This is a genomic window from Hymenobacter frigidus (assembly GCF_014640435.1).
Taxonomy (GTDB): domain Bacteria; phylum Bacteroidota; class Bacteroidia; order Cytophagales; family Hymenobacteraceae; genus Hymenobacter; species Hymenobacter frigidus.
The window spans coordinates 1-20351 of sequence record NZ_BMGY01000044.1 but is presented as its reverse complement, the minus strand read 5'-3'; the positions used below and the strand labels follow the sequence as shown (position 1 = coordinate 20351).

The window sequence follows — 20351 nt, the reverse complement described above, 5'->3', positions numbered from 1 at the left end:
ACAATGAGAACCAAAAAGCAGGCTTCCACCCAGCTGCCTGTTTCATACTGCTTATCTGACAATAAGTAAGTATTCCACCCACGGTTACCGCTTTATTGACGCGTCCCTTTCCCAAACTACTCATGAAAAGATTCTACCCTTTCGCGCGTATCGACAACTCTTGGTACACCGTAGGGCTGCTGGCGCTGCTATTGGGCCTGGCCGCCCCCGGCCGGGCCCAAGTCTTTTACCTCACGGCGGGCAGCGGCGGCAGCAACCCCGGTGGCACCACCACCAGCGACGACGCCCTCACGCGCATCAACTACGACGGCAACAACCCCGTGGTCATTGCCTCGGCCATCACCGGCTCGCCCTTTCTGCTGGCGCTCGACGGCGACGCCACCCGCGCCTTCATCTACGAGTCGGTGCCCGCCAACCGCGCCATCAAGGTGTTGAACATGAGCACTGGGGCTCTCATTCGCTCCTTTGCGGTGAACGGGGCCGTGACGGCCATGCGCTACGACGCGGCGGCCGACTACCTTTATTACCTCACCGCGGGCCCCGACGACGCAGTGGTGGAAGCGGCCGACGCGCTGAGCCGCGTGCACGCCGATGGCACCGGCACCCAGGTGCTCAAGCCGTCGCTGGCCGCGGCCCCGCAGCTGCTGGTGCTGAACGTGGGCGGCGGGGAGCTGTATTTCTACGACGATGCCCCCGGTGCGCGGGTCATCAACGCCCTGAGCTTCGCGAGCTATGCCCCGACGCGCACCACGGCCGTGACGGAGCGCGTGACGGGATTGGAGTACGACCAGGGCTCGAACTTCATTTACTACCTCACGTCTGGCGCGGCGAACGCCCAGAACGCGGCTGACGCCCTCCGCCGCTTCCGACCCGACGGCAGTGGCGCCGCGTTAGTAGCCTCGTCCGTTACCAATTCGCCCCAGCACCTGGGGCTGGACGCGGGCAACAACCGGGCGTTTATTTACGAAGGGCAAACCGTGAGCCGGGGTATTCGGGTGATAAACCTGACCACCGGGGCGCAAATCGGCAACTATCCCGTTGGCAGCGACATCACGGCCCTGGCCACGCCCACGGTAGCCACCGTGGTGACGGGCGCGGCCAGCGCCCTCACCTCGACTTCGGCCACCCTCGGCGGTACCGTGACGCAAACCGGCGGCGCGGGCGTGACCGAGCGCGGCGTGGTGTACAGTGCCACCAACGCGGTGCCGACCATTGGCAGCGCCACGCAACTGGTGCTGGGCAGCGGCACGGGCAGCTTTTCGGCCACCGCGTCGGGGCTCACGCTTTCCACCACTTACTACGTGCGGGCCTACGCCATCAGCACGGCCGGCACGGCCTACAGCAACGTAGTGGCTTTCACCACCACCGGCCCCGTGGTCATCTGGAACGGCAGCGTGAGCACCGACTGGTTCGACGCCAACAACTGGACCGGCGGCGTGCCCACCCCCACGCTCGACGCCCTGATTCCGGCCGGTGCCCCGCGCTACCCGCTGCTTACAACTGGCGTGCCCACGGCCAAAACCCTGACCTTGGACGCCGACGGCCAACTGAACCAAGCCGGTGCCACGCTTGATTTGAAAGGGGCCTTCGTTACCAACGGCGCCTACACCGCCACCGGCGGCACGGTGGCCCTGAGCGGAACGGCCCCGCAGGCCGTGGGCGGTGCCCGCGAGGCGCGCTTCTGGAACCTGAGCGTGGGCACTGCCGGGGCCATGCTCAGCGGGCCAACGGCCCTGCAACGAGTGCTGACCCTGGGGGCCAACCTGAGCACGAACGGCAACGCATTTACCCTACTTTCCGGGCCGGGCGGTACGGCCCTGGTCGTGAACAGCAACGGGGTGGTGAGCGGCAACGCCACCGTGCAGCGCTACCTCGACCCCCGCCTGAACCCGGGCCTGGGCTACCGTCACTACAGCGCCCCGGTGCGCAACACCACCGTGGCCGACCTGGTCACGGCCGGCTTCGCGCCGGTGCTGAATCTCACCTACAACACCTCGCCCATCCCCGGCACCGTGTCGCCCTTCCCCACGGTGTACGGCTACGACCAGGCACGGCTGGCCACCGTGACCAGCAACCTGACGCCCTTCGACCAGGGCTGGTTTTCGCTGGCGGCTTCCACCGATGCCCTCGCGGTAGGCCGGGGCTACACCGTACAAATCGGCGGCGGCGAGCTGGTGGATTTTGTGGGTACCCTCAACAACGGCGACCAGACCGTGGGCCTGAGCCGCAACACCGGGGCCACGGCCGCCAGTGCGGGCTGGGCCCTGCTGGGCAACCCCTACCCGGCGCCGCTCGCCCTGAACGCCGTGGCCGCGGCCGACCGCCCCAATCTCGACGGGGCCAGCTACGTGTTCGAAACGGCCGACCGCTACGCCGGGCAGTACCGCACCTTCGCCAACGGCCTGGGCGGCAACCCCGTGGTGCCGGTGGGGCAGGGCTTTTTTGTACGGGTGAGCGCGGGCCAAACCAGCGGCGGCTTCACCTTCCGCAACAGCCAACGGCTGACCGGCTTCGACGCCACCGCCATGCAGCGGACCACCGCCGACCTGCGGCCGCAGGTGCAGCTCGCACTGCAGGCATCCAGCAGTGGGCTGCGCGACAACCTGTACGTGTACTTTGAAACCGGCGCCACCGCCGGCGTCGACGCTCAGTTTGATGCCGTGAAGCTGCCCAACACCACCGGGTTGAACCTGGCCACCCAGGTGGCCGGCACTGAGCTGGCCATCGACGGCCGCCCGCTGCTGGTGCCCGGCACCCCCGACCTGACCGTGCCACTGGCCGTGTGGGGCCCCGCCACCGGAGCCTATACCCTGGAAGCCGCCCAGCTGCTAAACCTGCCGGCCGGTACCCGCGTGTACTTGCGCGACCGCCAGGCCGGCGTCCTCATCGACTTGCAGCAGCAGCCCCGCTACGCCTTCACCCTGGACGCCTCGGCCACGGCCCCGCGCTTTGAGCTGTTGTTTGCGCAGCAGGCGGGGGTGCTGGGAGCGGTAGCGGCCAGTCTGGCCCGTCAGGTAGCGCTGTACCCCAACCCGGCCACCACGTCGGTGACAGTGGAGCTACCGGCCGCGCTTCGCCACTCTCCGGTGTCGGCCATCCTGTTCGACGGATTGGGTCGGGTGGTGGTCCGGCAGCAGCTGCCCGCCGGTGCCGCCGCGCACCAGCTGCCACTGGCAGCGGTGCCCGCGGGCCTGTACTTGCTGCGCCTGCAAACCGAAGCGGGTGTAGTGGTGAAAAAACTTGTGGTGAATTAGATATTAGCCAAAAGTGCTTTCCTTGGAAGTTGTTTGAGTTAATAAAACGGTCATGCTGAGCTTGTCGAAGCATCTCTACCGCTTCGCTTGAGCCGGTGCAATGAAGCGGTAGAGATGCTTCGACAAGCTCAGCATGACCGTTTCAGAATGATTTTAGCTAACTCAAACAGCAGACGGAAAACTGAGCAGACTATTAAAGCCCTGCACCAGCATCGACGACGTGTATGAAGGCGATGATGTCACCTTCTTCACCAATGAGCACGGCGAGCCCGTGACCCTGTTTTTCGGCAAGTGCTGGCCCGATGAACTCGTGGCTGGGGTTGTCCGTGCAGTCGTGGCCGTCCATGCTCATCCATGGAAAGATATTGCCCCGCTTACTGCGGAAGGGGCTGCTGGTGGCGAAGTGCGGCGGGGTAGGCACAGTCCTTTAGCTCCAATTGGCAGGGAACCGAACCTGGTGCAGCAGTATATTTGAGACTAAACCAACTGCTACATGCACAAGCTAGCTCTCCTTTTTGCCTGTTTAATTGGCCTGCGGCCGGCCGTGGCGCAGCAGGTTGCCAAAAAACCGCTCGACCACTCGGTGTACGATAAGTGGGAAAGCGTTGTCAACCAGAAAATAAGCAACAACGGCAAGTACGTGCTGTTTCAGGTGAAGCCCCAGCAGGGCGATGGCACGCTGCACATCAAAACGGCCGGTAACCGCCCGCTGGCCAAGATTAGTCGCGGCGACTCGGCCGTATTCTCAGCTGATTCGCGCTACGTGGTGTTTCCCATCAAGCCACCTTACCAGTTGGTGCGTCAGGCCAAAATCAAGAAGAAAAAGCCCGACGACATGCCCAAGGATTCGCTGGGCATCTACGCCCTGGAAACCGGCAAGCTCACCAAGTACGCCAACGTGAAGTCGTTCCAGTTGGCCGAAAAAGCGTCGGTGCTGGCCTTTCTGGGCACCAAGCCGCTGGTGAAGGACCCCAAGCCCAAAGCCCCGGCCGATACGCTGAAGAAGCTTACCGACGGCCTGCTTGAAGCCAACAAAGCCGGGGCACCCCTCACCGTGCTAAACCTGTTAACCGGCAAAGCGCGCGAATTCGCCTCGGTTACCGAGTATCAAATCAGCAAGCTGGGCAACCGGACGGCGTTTGCCGTGCTGGCTCCGAAGAACAGCAAAGTCGTGCAATCAGGCTTGTTCGCGTTCGATTTGGCCGCTGGCAACCTCAAAAAGCTAAGCGCGGGCAAGGGCGTGTATAAGAACCTGGCGTTTGACGACGCGGGCCGGCAGCTGGCGTTCACCGCCGAAAAACATGCTGAAAAAGCGCTGGTGAAGCCTTTCAGCCTGTATTACTCGGACTTTGGAGCCGACAGCGCGGCTGTTTTGGTGCGGCCCGGCGACAAGGTTTTGAAAACGGGCTGGTCGCCGAGCGGATTTGGCAAAATCGTGTTCAGTGAAAATGGCGAGAAGCTGTACTTCGGCACCGCGCCCGACCCCATTCCGCAGGATACTACGCTGGTGGAGTTTGAGCACGCCAAGCTCGACATCTGGAACTACAAGGACGACTACCTGCAGCCCATGCAGCTCAAGAACCTGAAAAAGGACTTGCAGCGGAATTACCAGGCGGTGATTTACCCCAAGCAGGCCAACAAATTCATCCAATTGGAAGACGAGTACCTGCGCGATTCTTACCTGGCCGAGAACACCAACACCGAGTACGTGCTGGCCGTGACGGACACCGCCAAGCGGGTGTCGATGCAGTGGGAAGGCAGCACCCGCAAGCAGGCCTACCTGGTTTCGACGCGCACCGGCGAGCGCATTGCCATCAACTCCAAAGCGGCCAAAAGCCGCTTCCAGATTTCGCCGCACGGCGACTACGCCGTGTGGTACGACGACGCGGCCAAGGCCTGGTTTGCCTTCGCAGTGGCCACGCGCAAAACCGTTAACCTAACCCAAAAAGCCGGCGTATCCTTCACCGACGAGGAGAACGACTCGCCCACCGACCCCGACCCCTACGGCCTGGCCGCCTGGACCAAGAACGACGAAGCCGTGCTGATTTACGACCGGTACGATATCTGGAAAATCAACCCCAAAACCGGCCTCGCCGTGAATTTCACCAACGGCGTGGGCCGCCAGAATAAATTGAAATTCCGCTACCGCCTGCCGGTGGCCAAGCAAAAGTTTATCGAGCCCAAAGAGGAACTGCTGCTGCAGGCCCAAAACGAGGTGGATAAAACCTGGGGCTATTACAAAAAAGGCATTGCCGGCACCAAAAGTCCGGAGCTGGTGGCGATGGCCCCGATGAGCTACTCGACGCTGGACAAGGCCAAAAACGCCGGCAGCTTCATCTACACGAAATCCAGCGTGAGCCGGCCGGCCGACGTGTACGTGAGCGGCGACCTGAAGAAGGAAATCCAGCTCAGCACCATCAACGCCCAGCAGCAGGACTACAACTGGTTCACGGCCGAGCTGGTGCACTGGACCACCCCGAAAGGCTTCAAAGCCACCGGCGTGCTGTACAAGCCCGAGAATTTCGACCCGAATAAGAAGTACCCGATGGTGGCGTATTTCTACGAGAAGCTGTCGGACGGCATCTACCGGTATCAGGCGCCCGCGCCGTCGCCCTCGAAGCTCGACATTGCCATGTTTGCCAGCAACGGCTACCTTGTGTTCACGCCCGACATCAGCTACACCATCGGCGAGCCCGGTCCGTCGGCGGTGGAGTTCATCAATTCCGGCGTGGAAGACCTCAAGAAAAACAGCTGGGTCGATGCCGCGCACATCGGCATCCAGGGCCAGAGCTGGGGCGGCTACCAGGTGGCCTACCTCATCACGCAAACCAATATGTACGCCGCCGCCTGGGCCGGCGCGCCGGTCGTGAACATGACTTCGGCCTACGGCGGCATCCGCTGGGAATCGGGCATGAGCCGGCAGTTTCAGTACGAGCGCACCCAGAGCCGCATCGGCGGCACGCTCTGGGAAAAGCCCGACCTCTACATCCGCAACTCGCCGCTGTTCCAGCTGCCCAAGGTGCAGACGCCCGTGGTCATCATGTCGAACGACGCCGACGGCGCCGTGCCGTGGTACCAGGGCATCGAGATGTTCACCGACCTGCGCCGCCTGGGCAAGCCCGTGTGGCTGCTGCAATACAACGGCGAGGCCCACAACCTGGTGAAGCGCGAAAACCGCAAGGACATTTCCATTCGGGAGCTGCAGTTCTTCGACCACTACCTGAAAGGCGCGCCCGCCCCGGTGTGGCTGGAGAAGGGCGTGCCCGCCGTGGAGAAAGGCCGGAACTGGGGCCTGGAAACGTCGCAGCGAAACGGGCTGTAGCAGCTAACGCGGTTTCGGAGTCGATGTGCTTGTAGCGTGGACTCTGCGAGTCCGCGCGTGGGCCGAGCCGGGCGCACGCCTGCTTACTTCCAGCCGCCACCCAGGGCCTGGTACACGTTCACTGTGGCGTGCAGCTGTTGCATTTTGGTTTCGATGAGGTCAAACTTCGATTCCAGGGCGTTGCGTTGGGTGAAAAGCACTTCCGTGTATTCGGCCCTAGCGGCACGGAATAGGCTGTTCGAGATGTCGATGGACTGGTTCAGGGCGGCTACTTCCCGGGCTTTCGCCTCGTAGCTCTTTTCCAGGTTGCTGATGTTCGCGATTTGATTCGAGACCTCGAAGTAGGCGTTGAGCACGGTCTTTTCGTACCGAAACACCGCCTGGGTTTGCACGGCGTTGGCGTTGTAGTACCTGGCCTTGATGCCATTACGGTTCACCAAGGGCGCCACCAGGTCGCCCCCCAGCGAATACAGCATGGATTGAGGAGTTGAAACCAGCAGGCCCGGCGTGAAAGCGGCCAGGCCGGCCGCGGCCGACAGGCGCAACGAGGGATAGAAATTGGCGCGGGCCACCTGCACGTCCAGCTTGGCGGCCGTCAGTTGCTGCTCGGCCTGGCGGATGTCGGGGCGGTTGGTCAGCAGTTGGGTGGGCATGCCGGCCGTGATGACGCTTGGCACCAAACCACTAAACGAACCATCGTTGCGGGCCACCGGCTGCGGGTAGCGGCCCGCCAGGTAATTGAGCCGGTTCTCCGTCTCCACGATGCTTTGCTGCAGCTTGAATTGCAGGGCGCGGGTGTGCTGCACCTGGGCCTCGAAGCGTTTCACGGCCAGCTCGGTGGTGCGGGCCGATTCCTTCTGCAGGCGCACCAGCTCCAGCGCGTTGCTCTGAATACCGATGTTCTGCTTCACGATGACCAGCTGATTATCGAGGGCGAGCAGCTCGTAGTATGAGTTGGCAATCTCGGCAATGATGTTGGTCACCATGAAATTTTTGCCTTCTATCGAGGCCAGGTAGCGCATGGCCGCGGCCTTCTTCGCATTGCGCAGCTTGTGCCAGATGTCGACCTCCCAGGTGGCAAAAGCACCCAGCTGGAAGTTCGTGAGCGGGGCGGGCGTGCGGCGGTTTTCCTTGATATCGACCTGCTCCTCGGTCGCGCCTTGCAGCGTGTAGCGGCCCACTTTCGCCACGTCGGCCCGGGCACCCAGGCCCACGAAGGGAAGGTACTCGCCGCTGCGGGCGCGGACCTCGTTGCGGGCAATTTCGATTTCCTGCAGCGTGATGTTCAGCTCCTGGTTATTTTCCAGGGCCGTGCCAATCAGCGCCTGCAGGTTCGGGTCGGTGAAAAACTGCTTCCACTGAAGGCGCGCCGTATTGGCGCTATCCTGCGGAGCGGTGGTGGCGGTGGAGTAGCGGGCCGGCGTGTTGCGGCTCTCGTTCTTTACCACCAGCTCCGGCGTTTTGCAGGCGCCAACCGCTAGCGCCAGGCCAACGGCGCTTAGGCATTGATAAAGGCGTTTCTTAAGCATAAGGCTCGGTTTCTTCGATTAATACACGCGGCTCAACGCCTTCAAAAATCGGCGACTCGTTTTCGTCCCGAATCAACTTTTTGTCGCCGGCCAGGGTGCCAAAAAAGTAGTACAGGCCGGGAATGATGATGACCCCGAACACGGTGCCGAACAGCATGCCGCCCAAGGCCGAGCTGCCGATGGTGCGGTTGCCGATGGCACCCGCGCCGGTGGCCACCACCAGCGGAATCAGGCCGGCGATGAAGGCGAAGGAGGTCATCAGAATCGGCCGAAAACGAACCCGGGCACCTTCAATGGCCGCGTCGCGCACCGACATGCCTTCTTCGTGTTTCAGGGCCGCGAACTCGACGATAAGCACGGCGTTCTTGCCCAACAAACCGACCAGCATCACGAGGCCCACCTGAGCGTAGATGTCGTTGGCCAGACCAAATATTTTGATGAACAGGAACGACCCGAACACGCCCGCTACCAGCGAGAATATGACCGCCAGCGGCAGCAGGAAGCTTTCGTACTGCGCGGCGAGCACCAGGTACACGAACACCAGCACAATCAGGAAAATGACGATGGACTCGTTACCGCGGCTCACTTCGTCTTTCGACAGCCCGCCCCAGTCGATGTCGTAGCCGTGGGGCAGCTCTTTGGCCACTTCCTGCACCGCCTTGATGGCCTCGCCGCTGCTGAAGCCCGCCGCCGCGCCGCCGCGGATGGAGGCCGTGGTGTACATGTTGTAGCGGTTGGTTTTGTTGGCGCCCTGGGTCTTCACAATTTTCATGAAGGCCGAGAACGGCACCATTTCGCCCTTGTCGTTTTTCGCCCACATGTTGAGGATATCCTCGGGCAGCCGGCGGTACTCCGGCGAGGCCTGCACGAACACCTTGAAAAAGCGCTGGTATTTGATGAAGCCCAGCTCGTAGGTACTGCCCACCATGATAGACAGCGTGTTCATGGCGTTGCCGATGCTCACGCCTTTCGTGGAGCGCCAGTCGCCGAGGAATAGGAACACCACCAACGCCACCAGAATAAAGGCGTCGCGCAGGGTGTGAATCACGTTCTCAATCGAGGCGTCGAGGAAGTTCGACACGTCGTAGGTGATTTTGTAGTCCATGCCGGGCGGGAAGGACGACTTTTTCAGCTCTTCCAGCTTGGCTTTCACCTCTTTAATGACGTCCGAGGCGTTCGAGTCGTAGGTCTGCTTCAGCACGATGGCCGCCGACGGGTACTGGTTCAGGTTGGAGTAGATGTCGTAGTACTCCGAGCCCAGCTCCACGTTGGCCACGTCCTTGAGGTGCAGGCTTTCGCCGTTGGCGTTGGCCCGCAGGATGACGTTTTTGTACTGCTCCACGTCGTTGAAGCGGCCCTGGTAGCTAAGCACGTACTCCAGCGACTGCGCCTGCTTGCCGTCGGAGCGGCCGATGCGGCCGGGCGAGCCAATCACGCTCTGCTCGTCCAGCGCCTTCATCACGTCGTCGACCGAGAGGTTGTAGGCGCGCATCCGGTCGGGCTTTAGCCACGCGCGCATGGCGTACTACCGGCTGCCCAGAATGCTGGCCCGCCCGATGCCATTGAGGCGCTGCAGCTCCGGCATCATGTTCACGCCGGAGAAGTTGGACAGGTACTTCATGTCGGTGTTCTTGTCCTTGCTGTACAAGTTCACGTACATCAGCATGTTGGGCACCACCCGGTTCACAATCACGCCCCCGCGCTGCACCAGCAGCGGCAAGCGGTTCAGCACCTGCGCAATGCGGGTGTTCACGTTCACCACGGCCTAGTCGGGGTTGGTGCCGAGATTGAAGACAATCTGGATGTTGGCTTCGCCGGCGCTCACGGCGTTGGAGGTCATGTACTTCATGCCCGGCACGCCGTTCACGGCCTGCTCCAGCGGAATGAGTACCGACTCGGTGAGCACCTTGGCGCTGGCCCCGGGGTACGATGCGCTGACCATGACCAGCGGCGGCGAGATATCCGGAAACTGCGACGTGGGCAGCTGCAGGATGGCCAGCCCGCCCATGAGCAGGATGACAATCGAAATAACAATAGCAAAAACGGGCCTCCGAATGAATTTACTAAACATATTCTGGCTGGTTATTAAAGCCAAATGGTCGTCATGCTGAGCGCAGCCGAAGCATCTCTACCTCGGGAGTATTCAATGCCGTTGCAACGAAGCGGTAGAGATGCCTCGGCTGCGCGGACGCCAGATGAGCATGACGTTCTAATCTGGTTCAGGGAGTCGGGCTCCTTACTCGCTGTACACTTTCAGGTGCGAGATGACCGCCTGTGGGGCCTTGTATTCATAGCTCACCTTGTCGCCGTCCTTCACTTTGCGCAGGCCCTCCAGCAGAATTCGGTCGGTGCCGGTGATGCCGGATTTGATGACGTACAGGTCGGGTATTTCGGAGGCGATGCCAATTTCCTGCTGGTGCACCACGTTTTTTTTGTCGACCACGAAGACGTATTTCTTCTCCAGGATTTCAAACGTGGCTTTCTGCGAGATAATCAGGGCATTTTTCAGTGGCACGGTCATGAGCACGCTGCCGGTTTCGCCGTTGCGCAACAGCCCGTTGGGGTTGGGGAAAGTGGCCCGGAAGGCGATGTTGCCGGTTTCGTTGTTGAAGTCGGCCTCGATGGTTTGCACCAGGCCGGGCTGATTGAACACCTCGTTGTTGGCCATCGTCAGCTTCACTTTCTGCGCGCTGTCGCTGGCTTTGGCGTGGGCTTCGTAAGCCAGGTACTCCGCTTCGGGCACATTGAAATAGACCCACATTTTGTTATTGTCCGAGAGCGTCGTCAGCAAATCCCCGGTGAAGTCCGGAGAGCGTAATATTGTCTTCACATATCGTTAAATTTTGGGCAATAATGCGCAGACCTGGTCGAACCAGCGCGGTCAATAAATGAGAAATCTGTTAATCATCATCCTGGTCCTACTGACCCATAGGGCGCATAGTCAACCCTCCGACTCGTCGGCTCAGGCGCCCGCCACGGCCAAGCAGTGGTTCGAAACCTTTGCCATTCGCGGGTACGTGCAGGCGCGCTACAACCGCCTGCTCGAAACCAATCCGAACCTGAGCTGCGAGCAGTGCGACCGGTCGTGGGGCAACAACGGCGGCATCTCGCTACGCCGGGTGCGGATTATATTCTCGGGGCAGCTGCACGAGCGAGTGTACTTCTACATTCAGCCCGATTTTGTGAACACACCCAGCGGCAGCACGTCGCTGAATTTCGGCCAGCTGCGCGACGCCTATTTCGACATCGGCCTCGACAAAACCAGCCAGTACCGCATTCGGTTGGGCCAGAGCAAAATACCGTTCGGGTTCGAGAACATGCAGTCGAGCCAAAACCGGCTGGCCCTCGACCGCAACGACGCGCTGAACAGTGCCTTTTCCAACGAGCGGGATTTGGGCGCGTTTTTCTACTGGGCCCCCACCGCCGTGCGCCAGCGCTTTGCCCGGCTGGTGAAAGAAGGCCTGAAGGGCTCGGGCGACTACGGCGTGCTGGGCCTGGGCGTATTTAACGGCCAGACCGCCAACCGCGCCGAGCTCAACAACCAGCAGCACGTGGTGGGCCGCTTCAGCTACCCGCTGGCCCTGGGCCGGCACATCATCGAGCCCGCTTTGCAAGCCTACAGCGGCGAGTACGTGGTGGCCCGCGACCAGCTGTCGGCCGGGGTGAAGCACCGCCCCGACCTGCGCTACCCCGACCAGCGCGTGGCCGCCACTTTCGTCCTGTATCCACAGCCGTTCGGCGTGCAGGCCGAATACAACCTGGGCCGGGGTCCGGAATTTAACCCCCGCACCAACAGCATCGAAACCCGGCGCCTGCACGGCGGCTACGTGCTGCTCAACTACCGGCTGCGCTACCAGCGGCAGCAGTTCTACCCTTTTGTGCGCGCCCAATTCTACGAAGGCGGCAAAAAGCACGAACGCGACGCCCGCAGCTACACCGTGCGCGAAGCCGAATTGGGCGTGGAGTGGCAGCCGCTCAACAGCTTCGAATTCGTGGCCATGTACACGCTGTCCTCGCGCCGCTTCGAGGACTTCCAGCGGCCCGACAACCGACAGCGCGGCGGCCTGTTGCGGCTGCAGGCCCAGCTTAATTTTTAGGTAGCGGCGGCGCGACATCGGCCTTCGCCCCCGCCGCAACGGGGAGTGTCGGGGGCCGCTGGAGATGCGGCAGGTTCGTGAAGTGTCTTTGAATTAAGGTTGGCATTTAGAATCTCAAGCTATGCAGATGCGACAGCGACTATTTTTCCAGGATGCTACTTCAAATAAGTTTTGGACCGCCGAGGCTGACGACACCAATCAAATTATTTCTTTTGGTGCCGTTGGTACGCAAGGCCGACGTTCTGAAAAGCAGTTTGCATCTGCCGATGCTTGTTTGGCTGATACTGAAAAGCTAATTCAGCAGAAAATCAAAAAAGGCTATAGCAAGCTTGCCGAAAACGAAGTCATTCCAGAAAAGCCTGCTTCTTCATCCGACGAAGTCGGTCAGCAATTCTTCTGGCGCAGTATTGAGAAGTCAAACAAGAAGCGTAATGCTGACTGGTCAGAATATAACACAGAAGAGCACATTGAGAACCTAACGGAATTACTTTCTAAAAGCGGCAAGCAAAAGCTAATTCAATTTGAGAAGCAACTTCAGATTTATTTGAATCAACTCTATACCGCTGAAATTGCAGAACTATCAATCATCTTGGAGTGTGATTTCAAGAAAGAAAACGGGACCATCATTTATGACCATAGTTTATCGGAAGACGGTTTTATTTACTTTCGTTGTTGGCTATTACTGAAAGGACAGGAATTCTTTTCCGAAATAAGCCAAGATATCAACGCCCTAACTAATGGTAAATACAGTTTTGATATCGGTGACACTTGGGGCGAAGATTTACTTTGCGTAGCCGATGAAGCTTATTCGGTAAACCACGATAATGAGGATGGTTCGGAAATAAGAGATGTTATAGCCAAACAATTTCCCGAAGTCATTCACTACGACTCGATGGAAAGGGTGATGAACCGAGAGCCTAAAGGCGGCGCTGAATTACAGGCTATGTATCCTAAGCTTGTGGAAGAAATAGTTTGCGTTAGAAGTTAACTGCCGTTATCGTCATTACGGCTTGCGAATAGCACTCCGCCCGCCCCGGCCGTACCTTTGTGGCTTATTAGCCAGCTATTTATCAATAATAAACATCGAATAATCACGCCGACCGCTAACTGTTTAGCTACTTCGGCTTGCCACTTGGCCAGCGCGTGGCATTTGTTGTAGGCAGCATCTTGCAAGGTCAAGCTGGGTAAAAGAGAAGCAAGCGGCGGGGCAAGCAGCGCGGACTTGTACATTTATAGCGCAGTATATTGGCATGGTTCCGAATCCTGTTTGCGCCTCATGAAACACCTTTTACTCTGCCTCTTCGCTTGCCTCTTTTATTTGCCGGTCCGGGGCCAGCTACCCGTCTTTCCGACGGTTTTCAGCAGCACATCCCAGGACCGTATTATCAGCGCTACCACCGATGCCCTGGGCCGCACGTACTTGTTGGGATACAGCTATGGCCCCCCGAATAGCGGCGCGTATATAACGCCGGCCATTCGCACGACCACGGGCAGTGTGCCCTTCACGGCCTCGGGCAGTAGCTGTTTTGTGGCCGTGTACGGTCCCGGTGGCCTGGAACAGCAACGCTCGGTGGCTGGCAGCGACCTGCGCTCCATTGCCGTAGACAACGCCGGCAATATCTACCTCACGGGCGCAAACAATCAATACTCATTTTGGCTGCAGAAACTTAATTCGGCATTTCAATCGCAGTGGACACTGACTTATGGTACCAGCGGCGGGGCTAGGGGCAATAAGGTGCTCGTTGATGCGCAGGGCAACTGCTATGTGGCGGGTGCGGCAAACAGCTGGAGCATTTTCGGACTGGTGCTGCAAACGCGCAGTTGCTGCCCTCAAAATGACTTTATTATTAAAGTGAACCCGCAGGGCGCTTTGCAGTGGGTGCGCGCGGGCGATGGCACCACCAGCCAAAACCTGCAGTCTTCCGGCAACTCCATGGCCTTCGACCGGGTAGGCAATGTGGTAATGGTGGGCACCATCTCAGGCGTCGGCACGTACGGCAGCACCCAACTCTCGGGCGGGAACGGAAGCGTATTAGCTGTGAAATACACGCCAGCTGGCAGCGTCCTCTGGGCCAGAAGATACGGCAATGCCCCAAGCCCAAACCGTGGCAGCTCAGCCGCCAATGATGTAGCAATTGATGAATTCGACAACCTGTACCTCTGCGGCTCCTTCAATGCTACCCAGCAGTTTGGCACTGTTTCGCTCCCCAGCCCCACTTACAACGCCGACGCCCTGCTGCTCAAGCTCGACCCCGCCGGCGAGCCCTTGTGGGCGCGCGCCGGCGGTTATCTGCCGGGCACCAACCTTTCCGGCAGTACGTATTCTAGCGTGAGCTACCGCGCCGGAAAGCTCAAGGTGGGCGGCTACAGCGAAATGACGGTGCTCCAGTACGACTCCAAACCTGTGGTGGCCAGCTACCGGGCCGATGGGCAGTTTGCCTGGCGCACGGACCTTCATGCGAGCAATGTCGCGGCCGTCACCAAGGTGCTCATTGATGCCAACCAAACCAGCCACGTGTTCGGCTATTTTAAGAATACGCTGCGGGTGGGCACCGCCACCTTCGCCAGCTTTGCGCAGGAAGACGGCTTCTACGCGCAGCTGCTCGACTCGGCCCGCTACAAGTTGTCCTGCACAATTCGCGGCACGGTGTACCACGACGCCAACCAGAATTGCCAGCCCGAGACCGGCGAAGCGCGCTTGGGCGGCATTATCGTAGAAGCCTGGCCCGGCCCCTACTTCGCCATTACGGACTCGCTGGGCCGCTACGCCATCGCCACCGATACGGGGCGCTACACCGTACGCCAGAACCTGCCCCAGATTCCGGGCCGTACCGTCACGCCTACGTGTCCGGCCGCCAACGTATCGGCCCTGCTGACGCTGCCCACCCCGGGAAGTTTAGCGGGCGGCATAGACTTTGGCGATGCCCTGCCCCAGGGGCCGCACTTGGTCACGAGCGTATCGTCGGGGCGGCGGCGGCGTTGCGCGCCCGGCACCACGGCCATTAGCTACAGCAATCTGGGGGTGGCGCCGGCTCCGCAGGCCCAAGTCTTCGTCAAGCTGCCTCGCTACGTGGTGTTCAAATCGGCCAATCGGCCTTTCACCCTGCAGGCCGACAGCACCTACGTTTTCGCAGTGGGCACCCTGTCGCCTGGCCAAACGGGGAGCATCGTCATACAGGATTCGGTGGCCTGCGGCAACACCGCTATTCGCGGGCTCACCATCTGCACCCGCGCCTGGATTACGCCCGGCAAAGTGCTGACGCGCCCGGCCGGCTGGAACGAAGCATCCATGGTGGTGCGGGGCCGCGTGCAGGCCGCCAACACGGTGCGCTTCGTGCTCCGCAACGAGGGCGTGGGCGCCACCACCGACAGCCTGGGAATGCGCCTATACCAGAACACCCAGCTGGCTCTGAAGCACCGGTTCATGCTGCCGGCCGGCGACAGCCTGGTGCTGCGCGTGCCCGCCACGGGCGCCGTGGTGCGTCTCGAAGTAGACCAACCCCAAGCCCACCCGCTTAGCACCCACACCAGCGCCACAGTGGAAGTGCCCGGGCTGCGCGCCCCCGGCGGCGCCCCCAGTCCTGCCATGGCTGCCTTCCCGCCAGCGCCGCCAGCGCCCTCGGCTTCGCAAGAGTGCCTGCCCATCGTGGATTCCTTTGACCCCAACGACAAGCAGGTGGTGCCCACCGGCTTCACGGCCCAGCGCTACACGCCCACCAACGTGCCGCTGCGTTTCCAGGTGCGTTTTCAGAACACCGGCACCGCCCCGGCTTACCGGGTGGTAGTGGTCGACACCCTGGCCGCCAACCTTGACCTCCGCACCCTGCGCGTAGGGGCGGGTTCGCACCGGTTTCGCATGCAGGTTTCGGGCAAGGTCCGGCCGGTACTCACATTCACCTTCGACCCCATCGACCTGCCCCCGATGTCGAGCGATGCCGCCGGAAGCCAGGGCTTTGTGCAGTTTACCATTCAGCCGGTGGCCGGCCTGCCCGACTACACGGTCGTGCGCAACCACGCCGACATTTACTTCGATTACAACGCCCCCGTGCGCACGGACACCACCCTCAACCGCTTGCACGACATTCCTCCGGTGGTAAGTCCCGCCATTGCCTTGAGCTACCCGGCGGTGCTGGCTTCGCCCGCTATTGTGGCGCTGGCGCCCGGCCAGGGGCGCCGGGCAACGCTGGTCACCATCACGGGGCAGCGCTTCGCGGCCACCGCAGGTTCAAACAACGTCTTTTTTAACGGAACCGCAGCCCCGGTGCTTAGCGCCACCGCCACGAGCCTGACGGTGCGCGTGCCCGCAGGCGCCACCACCGGCAAAGTGAGGGTGGTAACCCCGAACGGTGCCGTGCAGAGCGGGGCCGACTTTACCGTGTATCAGGCCCCTACCCTGGCGACCCTGACCCCCACCGAAGCCCGGCCCAACGACGTGGTTACGCTCACGGGCACGCACTTTTCGGCGGTGCCCGCGCAGGACACCGTATGGTTTAATGGGGTACCGGCTTTGGTGCGGCAGGCCACGGCCACGGCCCTGCAGGTGACCGTGCCCGCGGGCGCTACCACTGGCCGGGTGCGCATCAGCACCTTGGGCGGCACAGTGGAGAGCGCGCAGGCTTTTCAGATTTGGCACGTACCCGCGATTGCCCGGATAAACCCAGCCAAGGCCCGGGCTGGCGCCCTGGTTACCATTACTGGCTCGAACTTCGCCGAGGTGGCAGCCCGCAACGCCGTTTCCTTTGGCACAGGCCGCGCCACGGCAGTGCAAGCCACTGCGAGCAGCGTGCAGGTACGCGTGCCCACGACTGCCGTATCGGGCACAGTGAGCCTGGAAACGCCGGGCGGCACGGCTTCCGCGGCAGGCTTCATCTTCCTGCCAGCGCCCATAATCTCAGAATTCAGTCCCCTTCGGGGCAGCGCAAACACGCTGGTGCTATTGACGGGCAGCAACTTCCGGGTAGATGGGCAGGTTGACACGGTGTTTTTTGCCGGCGTGCCGGCGCCAGTGCTCAGCGCTACCGGTACATCGGTGCAGGTGCTTGTGCCCAAAGGTGCCCGCTCGGGGCTGGTAACCGTGGCCGGGGCAGCGGGCCGGGGCAGCGGGCCGGTCAGCTTCAAAGTGCTGGCGCTAACGCCCGAAGAAGCCATTGCCGCGTACCCCACGCCCACCGCAGGCGAGCTGACCGTTGACTGGAGCCGGGCCGAATTTGAGGTGCACGACTTAACGGTATACAATGCGCTGGGGCAGCGGGTGCAACATCAAAGCCTTGACGCTGCCGGGCCCTCCGAAGTGCGTCTGCACCTGGGTGGGCACCGGGCGGGCATTTATCTACTGGTGCTGCAAACGGGTGCAGGCACCGTACTCAAACGTGTCAGTTTATTGTAGTTGAAACTTCCCAACCCCGCCTGCCCCGGCCGTACCTTTGCGGCCTATGAATCTGTTATCCGCCGAGAATATCTCGAAGAATTACGCCGACCGCTGGCTATTTAAAGACCTCAACTTCGGCTTGCAGCTGGGCCAGCGCGTGGCCTTTGTGGGCATCAACGGCACCGGCAAAACCACGCTGCTGCGCATATTAGCCGGGCTCGAAACCCCTGATACCGGCTTGGTGAGCACCCGCAAGGGCATCCGCGTGACGTACCTGGGCCAGCAGCCGGTGTTCGATGAAAGCCTGACGGTGGAAGAAACCATCTTCGCCAGCCAGAACGACACGCTCAAGGCCATTCAGGAGTACGAGCACGTCATCAACGACGCCGACCACAAGGCCGACGACCTCCAGCGTGTGCTCGAGCGCATGGACGCCCTCAACGCCTGGGACTACGAGGCGCAGGTGCAGCAGATTCTCAGCCGCCTGGGCATCCTCGGCGAGCTGCTGACGCGCAACGTGAGCCAGCTCTCGGGCGGGCAGCGCAAACGCGTGGCCCTGGCCCGCGTCCTCATCGAAGAGCCGGACGTGCTGCTGCTTGACGAGCCCACCAACCACCTGGACCTGGCCACCATCGAATGGCTCGAAAACCGGCTGTCCTCCCCCACCCTCACGCTGCTGATGGTGACCCACGACCGGTATTTCCTGGACAAAGTGGCCAACGAAATCGTGGAGCTCGACAAGGGCCAGATGTACCGCTACCAGGGCGACTACGCCTATTTCGTGGAGAAAAAGGCCGACCGCGAAATGCGCGAAACCGTGGAAGTGGAAAAGGCCCGCCAGCTCTTCAAAAAGGAGCTCGACTGGATGCGCCGCATGCCCCAGGCCCGCGGCACCAAGCAAAAAGCCCGCATCGACGCCTTCTACGTAACCAAGGAAAAGGCCAGCACCAACCTAAGCAAGCAACAGGTGGAGCTGAGCGTGAAAACCACCCGCCAGGGCGGCAAAATCATCGAGGCCGACAGCCTGAACAAGAAGTTTGGTGACAACGTGGTGCTGGACGATTTCAGCTACGTGTTCAAGAAGAAGGACCGGATTGGCCTGGTGGGACCCAACGGCGCGGGCAAATCCACGCTGCTCAACATGCTCACGGGTAAGCTCCAGCCCGATTCCGGCACCATCGACGTGGGCACGAACACCGTGTTCGGCTACTACACCCAGACCGAGCTGGAATTCGACCCCTCGCAGCGAGTCATCGACATCGTGAAGGAAGTGGCCGAAGTGGTGGAGCTGGCCAGCGGTGACGTGCTCACCGCCAGCCAGTTCCTCAACCTGTTTCTCTTTCCGCCGGCCCAGCAGTACACGCTGGTGAGCAAGCTGAGCGGCGGCGAAAAGCGCCGCCTGCAGCTGCTGCGCGTCCTCATCAAAAACCCCAACTTCCTCATTCTTGACGAGCCAACCAACGACCTGGACCTGGCCACGCTCAACATTCTGGAAGACTTCCTGCTGCACTTCACCGGCTGCCTGCTCATTGTGAGCCACGACCGGTACTTCCTCGACCACCTCGCCGAGCACCTCTTCGTGCTCGAGCCCGGCGGGGCCGTCCTCAACTTCCCCGGCAACTACACCGACTACCGCGAGTACTTGGAAGAACGCGAAACCGAAGCTGCTTTAGAGGCTGAAGAAAAGGCCGCCAAAGCCGCCCGCGCCGCCGCCAAACTGGCTGCGCCCGTAGCCGTGAGCACGGCGGTAGCGCCCTCCCCCCAAAAGCGCCGCGCCACTTTTGCCGAGAAAAAAGAGCACGAGCAACTCGAAAAAGCTATGGCGATTCTCGAAACCGAGAAGGAGGAAATCACCGCCAAGTTGAACGGCGGCAGCGGCAGCCCGCAGGATTTTGCCGCCTGGGGCGCGCGCTTGCAAGCTGTTGAAAAGGAATTGAGCGAGAAGGAGGAACGGTGGCTGGAGCTGGCGGAGTTAGGATAAATTACTCCAATTGTTCCCGAAAGCAAACAGGCCGCTGTGATGATATCGCAGCGGCCTGTTTGCTTCTTGGTTGGCGGGGATGGTTTTTTAATCAGTAGCCTCTACTTCGAGCTTCACCATCGCGTTATACCGGCGCGAGCTGTTGGATTGCGGTAATAGTGTCTACCCCTTTTCTGAAGAATAGCTCCAAAGTCTGCTCTTTTTAAAGTCGAATGCAGGACGCATAATTTGCCCAGCAGGAAGGCAATTATCCAGTTTTGGCTGGGGTAGTTGATTAGCGGGCTTTTCAAATTCCAAGGCCACGAAATAACCCTCTTTGGGAATGGCAATATGGTAGCGGCTCAAGTCACTGGTGAACCACTGGCCACTTTTGGAAGGCATAAGAACAACCCGCTCGGTAAGCAAATCGGTAGCAGGAATATAATTCTTACCGTCTGAATTACCAGCCGCCAGAAAAGCTGAAGTTCTTCACCAAATATTTTACCGCCGCACCCGCGTCTGCGCAAATTCCAGCGGCAGCACGCTGCTACCCACCGGAGCCTTCACCACCAACGCGTCGGCCGCGTCGTAGCGGGGAAAGTAGAGGTAGCCGCGCACCTGCTGGCCGGGCTCCAGCGTCACCTTGCGCAGGGCGAAGTTTTGGAGCTGCGCGGCCCGTTGCTGCAGCACTTCGGCCGCTACGGCGTGCTCGATTTTGGTGGCGGCCGAAATCACGTTGTACGTCACGGCGACATCGTTAAGAAGCTGTTTGAGTTAATTTTGCAAGATGGATACCTCCGCTATTTTGACCCGAAAGTTAT

General features: G+C 60.7%; 11 protein-coding genes and 2 pseudogenes. 6 read left to right on the top strand and 7 right to left on the bottom strand.

Going from position 1 to position 20351, the window contains the following annotated elements:
* Positions 1 to 122: 122 nt before the first annotated feature.
* Complete coding sequence (locus IEW17_RS17195) at positions 123 to 3254, top strand: T9SS type A sorting domain-containing protein (RefSeq protein WP_188563293.1); 3132 nt, start codon at positions 123 to 125, stop codon at positions 3252 to 3254.
* Positions 3255 to 3447: 193 nt separating this feature from the next.
* Here IEW17_RS17195 and IEW17_RS17190 read toward each other — a convergent pair whose 3' ends face one another.
* Entirely contained in the window at positions 3448 to 3600 is a 153-nt protein-coding gene (locus tag IEW17_RS17190; RefSeq protein WP_188563292.1) for a hypothetical protein, read from the bottom strand.
* Between the two features lie 147 nt (positions 3601 to 3747).
* Between IEW17_RS17190 and IEW17_RS17185 the strand changes: the two genes are divergently transcribed.
* On the top strand, positions 3748 to 6576 hold the full coding sequence (locus IEW17_RS17185) for an alpha/beta hydrolase family protein (RefSeq protein ID WP_188563291.1): 2829 nt from the start codon (positions 3748 to 3750) through the stop codon (positions 6574 to 6576).
* Between the two features lie 83 nt (positions 6577 to 6659).
* Here the strand turns inward: IEW17_RS17185 and IEW17_RS17180 are convergent, their stop codons facing one another.
* The 3 genes and pseudogenes from IEW17_RS17180 to IEW17_RS17170 form a co-directional block, all read right to left on the bottom strand.
* On the bottom strand, positions 6660 to 8105 hold the full coding sequence (locus IEW17_RS17180) for a TolC family protein (protein ID WP_188563290.1): 1446 nt from the start codon (positions 8103 to 8105) through the stop codon (positions 6660 to 6662).
* Positions 8098 to 10176: pseudogene (locus IEW17_RS17175) on the bottom strand (efflux RND transporter permease subunit). Before IEW17_RS17175 ends, IEW17_RS17180 begins: the two are co-directional and overlap by 8 nt.
* Before the next feature lie 165 nt (positions 10177 to 10341).
* A pseudogene (locus IEW17_RS17170) lies at positions 10342 to 10902 on the bottom strand (efflux RND transporter periplasmic adaptor subunit); the annotation flags it as partial.
* A gap of 91 nt (positions 10903 to 10993) precedes the next feature.
* Between IEW17_RS17170 and IEW17_RS17165 the strand changes: the two are divergent.
* Both IEW17_RS17165 and IEW17_RS17160 read left to right on the top strand, forming a co-directional pair.
* On the top strand, positions 10994 to 12202 hold the full coding sequence (locus tag IEW17_RS17165; protein ID WP_188563289.1) for a porin: 1209 nt from the start codon (positions 10994 to 10996) through the stop codon (positions 12200 to 12202).
* 127 nt (positions 12203 to 12329) lie between these two features.
* Positions 12330 to 13190, top strand: coding sequence for a DUF4240 domain-containing protein (locus tag IEW17_RS17160; RefSeq protein ID WP_188563288.1), 861 nt, complete (start codon positions 12330 to 12332; stop codon positions 13188 to 13190).
* On the opposite strand, the gene IEW17_RS17155 is transcribed toward IEW17_RS17160, so the two are convergent.
* Complete coding sequence (locus IEW17_RS17155) at positions 13187 to 13432, bottom strand: hypothetical protein (protein WP_188563287.1); 246 nt, start codon at positions 13430 to 13432, stop codon at positions 13187 to 13189. The genes IEW17_RS17160 and IEW17_RS17155 overlap by 4 nt on opposite strands.
* Before the next feature lie 46 nt (positions 13433 to 13478).
* On the opposite strand from IEW17_RS17155, the gene IEW17_RS17150 reads away from it, so the two are divergent.
* Both IEW17_RS17150 and IEW17_RS17145 read left to right on the top strand, forming a co-directional pair.
* Positions 13479 to 17588, top strand: a complete 4110-nt coding sequence (locus IEW17_RS17150; RefSeq protein WP_188563286.1) for a DUF7619 domain-containing protein — start codon at positions 13479 to 13481, stop codon at positions 17586 to 17588.
* Positions 17589 to 17634: 46 nt separating this feature from the next.
* Positions 17635 to 19551 carry an ABC-F family ATP-binding cassette domain-containing protein gene (locus IEW17_RS17145; RefSeq protein WP_188563285.1) on the top strand — a complete coding sequence of 639 codons (1917 nt, stop codon included), beginning with the start codon at positions 17635 to 17637 and terminating at the stop codon, positions 19549 to 19551.
* Between the two features lie 162 nt (positions 19552 to 19713).
* Here the strand turns inward: IEW17_RS17145 and IEW17_RS17140 are convergent, their stop codons facing one another.
* Positions 19714 to 19932 (bottom strand): hypothetical protein, encoded by a 219-nt coding sequence (locus tag IEW17_RS17140; protein WP_188563284.1) that lies wholly within the window; start codon positions 19930 to 19932, stop codon positions 19714 to 19716.
* 99 nt (positions 19933 to 20031) lie between these two features.
* The gene (locus IEW17_RS17135; RefSeq protein ID WP_188563283.1) at positions 20032 to 20277 is read right to left on the bottom strand and encodes a hypothetical protein; all 246 of its coding nucleotides are present in this window, start codon (positions 20275 to 20277) and stop codon (positions 20032 to 20034) included.
* Positions 20278 to 20351 lie beyond the last annotated feature (74 nt).